This is a genomic window from Lichenicola sp., assembly GCF_965198575.1.
Taxonomy (GTDB): domain Bacteria; phylum Pseudomonadota; class Alphaproteobacteria; order Acetobacterales; family Acetobacteraceae; genus Lichenicola.
Window position 1 is genome coordinate 924,210 of record NZ_OZ240671.1, and the last position, 12,125, is coordinate 936,334.

Below are 12,125 nucleotides of genomic sequence, written 5' to 3' on the forward strand. Positions count from 1 at the left end.
CTGCCGGAGCGGCGCCGACGCACACGCCTCCGGGGTCAAAAGCCGCAACGTCGGATCCGGTTGCGCCTACTCGAACAGCAGCCGCCGCAGGATGCCGGGCGCCAGCGCCGCGAGTGCGTTGACATGCACGTCGGGTGCCGACAGCTTTCCCTTGATGCTGAGCGTCGCCGCGAGCAGTCCGCCGCCCTTCTCCGGACTGAACAGGTGTCCGACCACCGGCAGTCGCCCGGGCAGCTGGTTCACCGCCCAGGCCGGCACTACGGTCCCCTTCAGGTCGAGGCTCCGCCGCTTGAGATCGATCGGCCCGTGCAGCGTGACGCCGAGGGCCGCACTATGCGCCTGCGCGTCGGTCAGCGTCACCACCTGGTCATTCAGGGTGAACGGTGCCACCAGCCGGTCGACGGCCAGCTGCGGCGTCGGCAGCGCCGTGAGCCAGCCATAGATCGACAGGTTGCGCACGATGCGGGCGGCCAGCGGCGCGTCGAGCACCACGAAGCGGCCGATCTCGACGCTCCCGGCCAGCTCCATCGCATCACCGACCTCCGCCTCCAGCCGCAACGGACCGCCTGACAGCGCATCGGTCACGCCGAGTGCGCGCAGCGCCGCTCCGGTGTCGGCCGCGGTTCCATGCAGGTGCCGGCCACCCTTCGCCGGCGCCAGACTGACCGACATCGCCGTCGGCCCGGTGGCGTCGATACGCGCCTGCTCGATCCGCCGCCCATCATCCTGCAGATACGCCGACACCCCTGACAGCGCGGTGTCGTGATCGACATAGACCCGGCCGAAGGCGAGATCCGCGACCCACGGCTGCGGCGGGGCGGGTGCGGGACGCTTCGACGATTGCCGCGCGGCTGCCTCGTGTCCACGTTTCGGCGCCGGTGGGGAAGGCGTAGCGGCATTTGGCAGTGTCCGCCGGGTGCCCCCCACGAGTGCCGAGAGATCCAGCACCGGCCCGCGCGCGCTGACCCGGATCGGCGCCACCGGCCCCGATTGGGATGCCGGCGCAGGCAGATCCACCCGTCCGACGCCACTGCTGCGGCCGAGCACGAAATGCCCCACCACGACCTGGCGGGCGCGACCTCCGGTGATCGCCGCCCGCGCGTCCACCTCGAGCCCGGGTCCGGTGGCGTGGATCCGCTCGATCGAGGCCAGCCGGCCATGCTCCAGCCCGATCACCGCCGACGCCTGCGCCGGCCGCCCACGCGGCTTCGCCCAGACCTGAGTGGACACTTCGAGATCGGTCAGGTCCAACCCGAGCGAGATCGTGGAGTGCCCGTCCCGCTGCGCCTTGTAGCCGACCGCGAGGTGGCCGCTGCCCTCGACGTTGCCGGACGGATCGAGCCCCTCGCGGCTCAACGCGGCGGTCGTGACGACGCCATCCGCTTTCGCCTCCTCGGTGACCTGGGAGGGGGGTCCGGTGCGGAAATCCATGCCGTACTGCAGCTTGGCGGCAATGCCCCCGATCCGTCCGGTGCCCGCGAGCGACATCCCGTCGGTGGTGGCCGACAGCGACAGCCGCCCATCATCGAGCGCGCGCCCGGCTGCGACATTGCCGAGATGCACGGCGGTCATCTGCGAGCGCGCGGTCACCTTCAGCTGCTCGACCTTCACCTTGTCGTCCAGCGGCAGCACCAGGGTGAAGTCGGTGTCGCTATGGCCGGACGGGTCGCTGAAGCTGAGCGGATGCTGCGACAGCAGCCGCAGCCGTGGGTTTGCGAGCTCGGTCAGCAGGTCGCCCAGGTCGCCCGACAGATGCGCGCCGATGGTGGCGACCTGGTCGTGCCCCTCCAGCCCGGTGATCCGCATCGAACCGGCCGACACCGCGATCCGGTGGGTGATCACCGGGCCGCCGCTCTTGCGGGCCGGCATCACCACCGGCATCACCGCGTGCGGCGACGTGACGAGCAGCGCGTCCGGCCCCTGGAAGGTCAGCCGCGCCTGCATGTCCTGCAGCGGCGCGATCGGCCGTAGCCACCACAGTGTCAGCCCGTCGGCATCGAAGCCGCCGGTGCGATCGGTCTCCGCCAGCCCGCCCCAGCCATGCTCGCTCGCCAGCCGGCTCTCGACATGCAGGCCCACCGCCTCGCCGCCGGTGATGTTGGTGGTGATCCAGCGACGCGCCCCGACCGCCGCCGAACTCGGCCAGTACTGCGCCAGGCTGTCGAAACCGATCCGCGGCGCGCTCACATCCAGCACCGCGCCGATGTGCCGTGCGTCATCCAGCCGGTCGAGCGTCAGGCTGCCATGTGCATCGATCTCGGGGCCGGTGGCCGCCAGGTCCTGGTCATGCCCATCGCGAAGCTGCAGTTCCGCCTCTTGCAGCCGCAGCTGCAGGCCGCCGTCGAGCGAGTCCGGCAGGTTCGCGTCCAGCCGCACGACGCCGGAGCCGATCCTGATCGCGTCCGTGCCAGCGCGGATCTCGCCATGTCCGAGCAGCAGCCAGGCGTTGGCCCGCACCGGCTCCATGAAGCGCCCCGGCCCGTTGGCGAAGGTCACGTCCAGCACCGGCGCGATCGGCAGCGCCAACGACCGCAGCGGCGCCAGCACGGGCAATGCGGCCGCAAGCTCCGACGGCACCACGGAATCCAGCCGGACATGCCACGCCACGTCGCCCGGATCGGCACCCGCCGGCGCTGTGCTGCCGTGTCCGCGCAGCAAGGCCCGGTGGCCGCCCATCAGCAGCGCCGCCTGGAACTGCCCGACGATGCCGCGCTCGTCGCTCCGGGACCCGAGCCCCGAGGGGCGCAGGTCGATCTCGACGTCACGGACGCTCCAGTCCTGGCCGACGACCAGGTCGTGCACCCTGAGCTGCATGTCGGAGACCTGCACCCGGCTCAGCGCGCTCCAGTCCAGCGCGGGCCCGGAATTCCCCGTGGCCTCCCGGGCATGCGGCGGACCCAACCCCAGGTTCAGCCCGTTCTCGCTGTCGCGCGCCAGATGCAGCCTGGCCCCGGCAACCCCGATGTCGCTGATCGCCAGCTGCCCGCGCAGCAGCCGGGCCGCAAGCAGGCTGATCCGCGCCTGGTCGAGGTGATCGACGATGACGCCCCCGTTGCGCCGGATCGAGACGTCCTCGAGCCGGATCAGGATCGGCAGCGAGGTGCCGTCATGCAGCCCGTTCCAGGCAAGCTGCGCGCGGCCGACCTCGAGGTAGCCGAGCGGCGCAGTGTGTCCGCCACGACCGTCGCTGCCGCCCCCGAGGGAGAGCGGCGTGACGATATGCACCAGCCAGGTCACGTCGACCGGACCCGCGGACAGCCGCAGCGCGAAGCCGAAGATCGCCAGCACGCCGAGCACCAGCACCGCCAGCAGCGGTCGCACCAGCACACGCAGCACGATCCGCAGCAGCGATCCGGTGCCGCCGGCGCGCCGCCGCAGGGCACGGGCCGGAGCGCGCGCGGGCACTCGCGCCGCAGCCAAAGCCACCGCACCCGCTTGACCCGGCTTGTCCGCGGGCGTCACCGTGCGGTCACTTCCCGGGGGAGGCGATGTCCGGTTTCCACCTGCCAGCGCTCTGGCCGTCGGCCGCCGATCCGGCACCCGCCGCCCGCCTTGCGGACGACCTGGCGCCCCTCGACCTCGCGTCCCTCGATACCGCGTCGGGCGATGCGGCCGCCCGCCCCCCGGAAGCAGCGGCGCTGATTGCCTGCCTCGGCGGCAACAGCCCCTACCTTTCGGACCTGGCGCGCCGCGATCACGCCGTATTCGAGCGCCTGCTGCGTGACGGCCCGACCCGGGTTGCGGCGGACGCCTTGCGACAGTTGCGACGCCTGCGCCCGGCCACGCCCCGGCCGGAGATCGCCGCCGGTCTGCGCCGCGCCAAGCGGCAGGTGGCGTTGGCCACCGCCGTCGCGGACCTCGGCAGCCTGTGGACGCTCGAGCAGGTCACCGGCACCCTCAGCCTGCTGGCGGAAGCGTCGCTCCAGGTCGCCGTGGCGCATCTGCTGCAGGCGATCGGCGCAGGGCCGCCGCGCGGGTCCGGCTTCATCGTGCTGGCGATGGGCAAGCTCGGTGCGCGTGAACTCAACTACTCCAGCGACATCGACCTGACGCTGCTCTACGACCCTGGCCCGCCGGACGCGGACGACGCCTCCCCGTCGGACGATCGCCGGCGCAGCTTCATCCGGCTGGCAGCCGACCTCGTGGCCCTGCTCGAGGCGCGCGATGCCGATGGCTACGTGTTCCGCGTCGATCTCCGCTTGCGGCCGGATCCGGGCGCCACGCCCCCCGCCGTCTCGCTGCCGGCGGCGATCACCTACTACGAGAGCTACGGCCAGACCTGGGAGCGGGCGGCGATGACCAAGGCCCGTCCGGTCGCCGGCGACGTCGCGGCGGGCCAGGCGTTCCTCGACACGATCAGGCCGTTCGTCTGGCGCCGGCACCTCGATTTCGCGGCGATCGAGGACATCCACGCCATGAAGCGCCGGATCGACCGGCACAAGCCGTCGCCCGCGCGCGCGTTCGGCGCCGACGCGGCCGACCCGGTCGCGGCCCTGCTCGGTCACGACGTGAAGCTGGGGCATGGCGGCATCCGCGAGATCGAATTCATCGCCCAGACCCTGCAGCTGGTTTGGGGCGGCCGCGAGCCGGTCCTGCGCGATCCCACCACACTCGGTGGTCTGCGACGACTGGCCGATGCCGGCTACCTGAAGCCCAGGACGGCCGAGGAGCTCTGCCATGCCTACCGGCTGCTGCGCCGCGTCGAGCACCGGCTGCAGATGCAGGCCGACCGCCAGACCCACAGCCTGCCGGGCGCGCGCGAGACGTTCGAGGCGTTCGCGGTGTTCATGGGACACGCCGACGGCACCGCCCTGGCCGCCACCCTGTTGCCGGTGCTGCAACAGACCCGCGCCAGCTTCCAGCAGATTTTCGGCGCCGGTGGGTCGATGTCGCCGGAGCCTGGGGCGCCTGAGACTGGGGCACCTGAGCCTGGGGCGCCCGAGATTGGGGCGCTGAGGACCGGGCCGGACGGGGAAACCGACGACCGGCCGAGCGCGATCGCCGATGACGCCCCCGCATTCGACCTGGACGACCCCGACCTTGCCGGGCAGCTGCAGGCGCACGGCTTCCCGGCCGGTCCGCAGGTGCTCGACATCCTGCGGGGCTGGCGCGCTGACCGGCTGCGGGCCCTGCGCCAGCCGCGCGCACGCGACCTGCTGCGCGGGCTGATGCCGACGCTGCTGCACGCACTTGCCAGGCAGCGCGATCCGGTGGTGGCGCTGCTGCGGTTCGACACGCTGCTGTCGCGGCAGTCCGCCGGCGTGCATCTTCTGTCCCTGCTCGGGCGCAATCCCGCTCTGCTCGCCCGCATCGTGACCATCCTGGGGGCGTCGGCAGCGCTCGCCGACCATCTGGCGGAGGTTCCGGCAGCGCTTGAGGGCCTGCTGCTGCCGGTGGAGGGTCGCGAGGCCGACCGCACGCTGCGGCACATCCTGGACCGGCAGATGCGCGCGGCCGGCAGCGTCGAGGAGGCGATCCGGGTCGCCACCCGCCTGGTGCGAGGGGAGGAGTTCCGCTTCTCGGTCGCCCAGATGCAGGCGCGCCTCGATGTCGACGCCGCCGGCCAGGCCCGTACCCGCCTGGCGGAACACGTCATCGTGCGGATGCTCGAGCACGTGCTGGCGGAGCATCGCCTGCGCTACGGGGTGGTGCCCGGCGGCGGCCTGGCCGTGGTCGCACTCGGCAAGGCCGGCTCGCGCGAGATGATGAACGGCTCCGACCTCGACCTCATGCTGGTGTACGACCATCCCGACAGCAGCAGCGACAGCGTCCAGCCGGGTGCGGCACCGATCCGGTCCATCGCCGCCAGCCAGTACTATACGAGACTTGTCCACGCCCTGATCGCTGCCCTCGGCGCTCCCGGTACCGCCGGACCGCTCTACGCGCTCGACATGCGGCTGCGGCCGTCCGGCAACAAGGGTCCGGTGGCGGTCTCGCTCGGCGCGTTCCGTCGCTACCACGCCGAGCACGCCTGGAGCTGGGAACGCATGGCGCTGTCGCGGGCACGGGTGGTTGCCGGACCGCCCGGCCTGCGCCGGCTGGTCGGAGCTGCCATCGCCACGGCACTCTCGGCGGCGCCGCAGATCCCTGCCGACGGCCCCGACATGGCGACGACGCTGCGGCGGGACGCGGCGGCAATGCGCGGCAGGCTGGCCCGCGACCTGCCGCCGCACGGGCCCTGGGACGTGAAGCTGCGCGAGGGCGGCCTGATGGAGCTCGAGTTCATCGCCCAGGTGCTGCAGCTCGCCAGTCCGGATCCGCAGGTGCGCCATCCGACCACCCGGATCGCCCTGGCGCGACTGGCCCGGGCGGGAGAGCTCTCCCGCGCCGACGCGCGCACCCTGATCGCCGCCGACCGGTTCTGGCGCAGCCTGCAGGGGATGTTGCGGATCCTGGTCGGGCTGCAGGTTCCGCGCGACCTGCATGCGTCGCTCACCACGGCCGGCACGGATGCGCTGCTGCAGGGGCTGGGGCGTGAACGCGGTGATCCCCTGGCAGGGCTGGACCTGCTCGAGTTGCACCGCGACCGGATTGCCACCACCGTGCGTACCCTGTTCCTGCGTCTGGTCGGGCCCGTCGGAGCAGGCTGACCAGGCCCGACCCGCCGCCCCTGAAACCGGAGACCATCATGCCTGAAAATGCCGACCGGGGCCCGGCAAACTCCAACCCGGCGCTTGGCCTCGGCGACCCGGCGCCTGATTTCGATCTCCCCGCCAGCCTCGGCCGACGCGTCAGCCGCGACCAGTTCAAGGGACGCCCGTTCGTTCTCTATCTCTATCCCAAGGCGGACACGACCGGTTGCACGCGAGAGGCTTGCGATTTCGAGCAGGCGCTCTCGACGCTGGGTGGCGCCGCGGGGAAGGCCGGTATCCCGGTCGTCGGACTCTCGCGCGATCCGATGAAGGCGATCGACGCCTTCGCCGCCAAGCACAAGCTGGGCTTCCCGCTGGCCTCGGACCTGGATGGGACGGTGGTGGAGGCCTACGGCGCCTGGGTCGAGAAATCGATGTACGGCCGGGCCTATATGGGGATCGACCGGTCCACCTTCCTGATCGACGGCGACGGCCGGATTGCCCGGGTCTGGCGCAAGGTGAAGGTGCCCGGGCATGCGGTTGAGGTCATGCAGGCGGCAGCTTCACTCTCGCCGTCGCCTGCATGAGGCAAGCCGCCGACTAGTAGCCGGGCTGGCCGTAATATCCCGGCTGCGCGTAGCCCGGCGGCGGATAGCCGGGCTGCCCGTAGGCACCGGGCGGCGGCGCGGCATAGGCCTGCGGCGGTGGGGCATACACCACCGGCGGCGGCGGCGGCGCCGAGTTGGCGTAGATACCGGCTCCGATCGCGCCGATGATCGCACCGGCCGCGAGACCGCCGAGCAGCGCACCGCCATGGCCGCCGTGGTGGCGATAGTCGCCGTAACCGCGATGATAGCCGCCGCGATGCCATTGCGCGTCCGCCGGGGTCGCCACGGTGGCAAGGCCGGCGGCCAGGACCGGCACGGCAAGCAAGAGACGCAGGGTGTTGCTCATGATGCGATACCTTCCAACTGAACGGCGGCCCAACTCAACGGCGGCGACGGACGATACACCGACCCGCATGGGTCTTGCGGTAACGATGCCCGTCGACCGGGCGGACGATGCCGTCGCCGGTCGAGACGTCCTCGCCGCTATGGACCACTGTCGCCGCCGAGCGTGGCTATTCGTGGGCAGCGTTGTGTCTGTCCGGTGTCAGACCGCTGCCGGATCAACGCGCGGCATTCGGTGGCTGTTGCAGGCGATACCCGTCCGGCACCTCGAAAACTGCCTGGTCCTGCGGCAGGAACGCGGCACTCACCGCCTGCACGAGCAGATGTCCGCCCTGGTTCGCACGCAGCAGCACGCCGTCCGGGGTCAGGCATACCACGCTCTCGTTGCCGGAATCGTCGCGTGTGCTCCAGTCCGTGCAAGCCAGCCCCGCCACCGTCTGCGCGCCCAGCCGCCGATATTGGCCCGTGGCGCGCGCACCGGGTGCCGCGATCGGACCACCCGGCGCCGGCACCGTCGTGGCCAGGCGCTGCTGCGGCTGCACCATGATCAGGTGCCGTGATGCGTAGTCGGTGATCATGTAGGTGCCCGGCCCCGGCGGATCGACCCGCTGGCGTTGCAGGGCCACGGAGAACCGCATCCGCTGCCTGACGAACCCGGCGATCTGCTCCGGCCCCGACCCGCTGGGAGGCATGACGCTTGCCGGCACCGGAACCGCGTACAGCACGTCCACATCATGTTGCGGCACCACGAAGGGATGATCGGCCGGATCGTCGGACGCGGGAGCCTGACCCGGCAGCGCGTCCGCGAATGCCGGCCCCGCGACGCCGCACACCAGCAGCACCACCGCCCGAACCAGTCGGCGCCCCCGACGCTTCAGCCGCGTCGTCACTGTCCGGGTACGCCTCCCATCTGGCCGCCCGGCATCGCCCCGGGGCCACCCTGCGGCATCATCCCGGGCGCCGCTCCGACCGGGCCGCCCAGTGCCGGACCACCCTGGCCGGGACCGCCATTCATGCCGCCGCCCATGTTCTCCGGGTGCGCCGTACGCTGGAAGCCGGGCGGCGGCACGAACAGCGACTCCGGCAGCGGGCCATATTTGACCTCCTGCGCCACCAGCTGGCCGCGCGCGCCCTGGCCGTCGACTCCGGACTCGCTGAGCACGACACCGTCCGCCGACACGCAGGCGACCGCGTTGCCCTTGCCCGTGACGATCGACCACTGCGTGCAGGGGATGCCCGCCACGGTGCCGGTTCCGGTCTGGGTGAAGTGCATCGAGGCATCCAGCACGAACGGCGAGCGAACCTCCTCCTGCTCGGGGATCTGCATGAAAACGCGGGGCCCGTTCAGCACCACCGTCATGACCCGGGAACTGCGGTCCATGATCATCTCGCCCTGGCTGGCGCCATCCGGACCGGGCGGCCCGTCGACCCGCATGAGCCCGCCGCCGCCACGGAAATAGACATGCACCGACTGTGGCTGCGGCGCCCCCTCGGGCTGCACGCTGTAGATCACGCTGACATCCCGGCTCGGCATCAGGGGCGGTCCGGCCATGCCTTGGGCGTGGGCACCCCGGCCAGGCCCGACAAGTGCCGCTCCCGTCAGCAGCAACAGCGATCCGAACCCGGCTGCACGCATTCTCACTCTCCACTCGCTCCCGGCCGAAGAGGGTATCCCGGCCGGCGAATTCAATGACACGGCTTCGCCCGATTGGTTCCGCAGGCGTCGGCCACTCCCGGCTGGGCTCGCAACCCGGCGATCGCACCGGCCAGCGCGTCCGGCGCCGGAGCGGCGGTCCAGCATGCATCGGCGGACACCGCCTCGCCGAGCCGGCGTCGATACTCCGCGCGGGCGATCTCGTGGGCGCCGAACTGGGTCAAATGGGAGGTGGTGAACTGGGTGTCGAGCAGCGAGAAGCCGCCGAGCCGCAGCCGCGCCACCAGATGCACCAGCGCCACCTTGGACGCATCGCGCGCCCGGCTGAACATGCTCTCGCCGAAGAACGCAGCCCCGATCGCCACCCCGTACAACCCACCGACCAGCTCGCCATCCTGCAGGCACTCGACGCTGTGGGCCGCACCGCGGCGATGCAGTTCGGTGAACAGCCACTCGATTTCCGGATTGATCCAGCTTTCCTCGCGACCCTCGTCGGGTGCGGCGCAGGCGGCGATCACCGCCTGGAACTGCCGGTCGGCGGTCACCGTGTAGGTGTCGGACAGCACCGTCCGGCGCAGCCGCCGCGACAGGTGGAAGCGGTCGAGCGGCAACACCCCGCGCATCTCCGGATCGAGCCAGTAGAGGCGGGTCGAGCCGCGGTTCTCCGCCATCGGGAACAGGCCGACGCGATAGGCCTGCAGCATCAGCTCGGCCGTCAGCGGGGGCGCGGTCCTCGGCATGAACCCATGATGCGGTATGCCGGCGGGCGGGAGAAGGCCTTCATGAATCGCCGCCGGGGTTCTAGGACTGCGCCATGAGCCACTTCTCAGCACCCCATCCCGCCTCCGCAACCCATCCCGACCAGGCCGCCCCGCGTGTGGTCGTCAACCAGGAGATGCCGCCCCTGGTGGAAGCACGCCTGCAGGCCGAGTTCCAGGCGCCACCGCGCCCCGCGATCACGATGACGCCCGACGATCTGCTTGCCGCCACCCAGGCGTTCCGGCCGGACGCCCTGATGATCACCGTCGGCATGAAGCTGGCGGCCGATCTGGTGCAGGCGCTGCCCGACAGCGTGCGGATGATCGCCAATGTCGGCGTCGGCTACGACCATATCGATCGCCAAGCGCTCGCCCGCCGCGGGATCCTGCTCACCAACACGCCGGACGTGCTGACGGAGTGCAACGCTGACCTCACCTTCATGCTGATCCTCGGCGCCTGCCGCCGTGCGAGCGAGTATGGCGCGGTGATCCGGGCCGGCTGGGGCCGTCCGCTCGGCATGACCGAGCTGCTCGGCATCCGGGTGGCCGGCAAGACGCTCGGCATCGTCGGCATGGGACGCATCGGCCGGGCGGTGGCGCAGCGGGCCCGCGGCTTCGGCATGCAGGTGCTGTATTGCAACCGCACCCGCCTGGCGCCGGAGCTTGAGCAGGGTGCACGCTACGTCGCGGACCTCGCCGAGATGCTGCCGCTGACCCAGGTGCTGAGCCTGCATGCGCCGGGTGGTGCGGAGACCGAGAACCTGATCGGCGCCCGCGAACTGGCGCTGCTGCCCGACCAGGCGGTGCTGGTGAATGCGGCGCGCGGCGGCCTGCTCGACGAAGAGGCGCTGTTCGCGGCGCTGGATACCGGGCGGCTGTCGGCGGCGGGGCTCGACGTGTTCCGGAACGAGCCGGACATCGATCCGCGATTTCTCGAGCACCCGCGCCTGTTCATGACCCCGCACGTGGGCAGCGCCACGATCGAGACCCGCACCGCCATGGGAATGCGAGCCCTCGACAACATCGCCAGCGTATGCGCCGGCGGCCCGGCCCTCGATGCGGTCACACGCTGATGTACATGATCACGGTGTTCACGGTGTTCGCGCTGATCTCGGGCGCCCTGGGGCTGCTGCTGCCCCACCTGGTGCACCGCCTCGGCCTGCTGATGATGCTGGTCTATCTGTCGCTGGCGGCGCTGACAGCGATCCTGAAGCTGGTGCGCCGCCCGGGGTGACGTGGCCCCCGGGCCGGCGCCGGCTCGCCGTCGTCGGACGTGGCGAGCCGCTCAGGTGGTGGCGACGCGATCCGCCAGGTTGTGGCGGATTGCCTCGACCGCTTCGCGAACGCCGTCGCCATGGGTCCGCTCGAGCCGCCGGATGGTGAAGTGAGCTCGGGCGAGCGAGCGGTAATGCGCCAGGAAGGCCGCGTTCAGCGACGCACCGCACAGCGCCCCGGCCACCGGCATCATCTGCAGCGCCACCTTGCGCGACAGTGCCAGCCCGTAATGCGAGGCCACTTCGGACAGCAGCATCACCACCGGCCGGCCACGCAGGACCGCGCGCGCCGAAAAATAGCCGAGCTCGCTCTGTTCGTCGGACGCCTCGATCGGCCGCAGCGCGAACACCTCGAGGCAGGCGCGCCGGCTGTCGGCACTCGACAGGTCCTCGCCCTCCTCGCGAGCGATCCGGGCAATCTCGCGCATGATCGTCAGGGTGGTGAAGCTGATATCCGGCAGCAGCCCGGCCACGCCGCCGAACCCGCCAAGCGCCCCCGACACCGCCACCGCACCCTGCGTGACATGGCCCCGCCAGCGTCGCTGCTGGCCGGTCGTGGCCAGGGCGGAGGCGGTCGCCGGCTGCTTCAGCCCGACCACCGCCAGGTCGAATGCGCGCGAGATGGCGCTTTCCGCCACGCCGCGCAGCTTGGCCTGCAGGCCCGGCGCCAGCCCAAGCCCGCGAACCCCCAGGCGTGTGGCCTGCCCGACCGCGCCGCCCATCAGGTCGGCCAGTCGGACCAGCACGCCGCGTCCGGACTCGAGCTGCTCGAGGACACGTTGCAGCTCGCCGCGCGCCGATGGGCTCAGCCCGATCGAGGCGACCCCGCTGATCGGTGACAACTCGCTCCGTGTGGTGCCACTCATCGGCCTCTCCTTGCGCTTACTCCGCCCGCAACGCATCGGAACGGCCGGAGG

The 12,125-nt window shown here is 71.6% G+C and carries 10 protein-coding genes; 4 read left to right on the forward strand and 6 right to left on the reverse strand.

What is annotated here, in order from left to right; all coding sequences use genetic code 11:
* Positions 1 to 66: 66 nt before the first annotated feature.
* Positions 67 to 3,462, reverse strand: a complete 3,396-nt coding sequence (locus tag ACOEQ2_RS04380) for an AsmA-like C-terminal region-containing protein (RefSeq protein WP_419730167.1) — start codon at positions 3,460 to 3,462, stop codon at positions 67 to 69.
* A 26-nt stretch (positions 3,463 to 3,488) separates the two neighbouring features.
* Here ACOEQ2_RS04380 and glnE point away from each other — a divergent pair, with 26 nt between their 5' ends.
* Positions 3,489 to 6,590 (forward strand): bifunctional [glutamate--ammonia ligase]-adenylyl-L-tyrosine phosphorylase/[glutamate--ammonia-ligase] adenylyltransferase, encoded by a 3,102-nt coding sequence (gene glnE / locus ACOEQ2_RS04385; protein ID WP_419730168.1) that lies wholly within the window; start codon positions 3,489 to 3,491, stop codon positions 6,588 to 6,590.
* A 38-nt stretch (positions 6,591 to 6,628) separates the two neighbouring features.
* Entirely contained in the window at positions 6,629 to 7,159 is a 531-nt protein-coding gene (locus ACOEQ2_RS04390) for a peroxiredoxin (protein ID WP_419730169.1), read from the forward strand.
* Between the two features lie 13 nt (positions 7,160 to 7,172).
* Here the strand turns inward: ACOEQ2_RS04390 and ACOEQ2_RS04395 are convergent, their stop codons facing one another.
* The 4 genes from ACOEQ2_RS04395 to aat form a co-directional block, all read right to left on the reverse strand.
* Complete coding sequence (locus tag ACOEQ2_RS04395) at positions 7,173 to 7,526, reverse strand: hypothetical protein (RefSeq protein ID WP_419730170.1); 354 nt, start codon at positions 7,524 to 7,526, stop codon at positions 7,173 to 7,175.
* 214 nt (positions 7,527 to 7,740) lie between these two features.
* Positions 7,741 to 8,412: a hypothetical protein gene (locus ACOEQ2_RS04400; RefSeq protein ID WP_419730171.1), complete on the reverse strand. Its 672-nt coding sequence runs from the start codon at positions 8,410 to 8,412 to the stop codon at positions 7,741 to 7,743.
* Positions 8,409 to 9,158: a hypothetical protein gene (locus ACOEQ2_RS04405; protein WP_419730172.1), complete on the reverse strand. Its 750-nt coding sequence runs from the start codon at positions 9,156 to 9,158 to the stop codon at positions 8,409 to 8,411. Before ACOEQ2_RS04405 ends, ACOEQ2_RS04400 begins: the two co-directional genes overlap by 4 nt.
* A 50-nt stretch (positions 9,159 to 9,208) precedes the next feature.
* A complete protein-coding gene (gene aat / locus ACOEQ2_RS04410) occupies positions 9,209 to 9,916 on the reverse strand; it encodes a leucyl/phenylalanyl-tRNA--protein transferase (protein ID WP_419730173.1) in 708 nt (235 codons plus the stop codon).
* A gap of 74 nt (positions 9,917 to 9,990) precedes the next feature.
* On the opposite strand from aat, the gene ACOEQ2_RS04415 reads away from it, so the two are divergent.
* Together ACOEQ2_RS04415 and ACOEQ2_RS04420 are read left to right on the forward strand one after the other, a co-directional pair.
* Positions 9,991 to 11,007: a 2-hydroxyacid dehydrogenase gene (locus tag ACOEQ2_RS04415; protein WP_419730174.1), complete on the forward strand. Its 1,017-nt coding sequence runs from the start codon at positions 9,991 to 9,993 to the stop codon at positions 11,005 to 11,007.
* Positions 11,007 to 11,168: a hypothetical protein gene (locus ACOEQ2_RS04420; RefSeq protein ID WP_419730175.1), complete on the forward strand. Its 162-nt coding sequence runs from the start codon at positions 11,007 to 11,009 to the stop codon at positions 11,166 to 11,168. Before ACOEQ2_RS04415 ends, ACOEQ2_RS04420 begins: the two co-directional genes overlap by 1 nt.
* A gap of 51 nt (positions 11,169 to 11,219) precedes the next feature.
* Here the strand turns inward: ACOEQ2_RS04420 and ACOEQ2_RS04425 are convergent, their stop codons facing one another.
* Positions 11,220 to 12,074 carry an EcsC family protein gene (locus ACOEQ2_RS04425; RefSeq protein ID WP_419730176.1) on the reverse strand — a complete coding sequence of 285 codons (855 nt, stop codon included), beginning with the start codon at positions 12,072 to 12,074 and terminating at the stop codon, positions 11,220 to 11,222.
* Positions 12,075 to 12,125 lie beyond the last annotated feature (51 nt).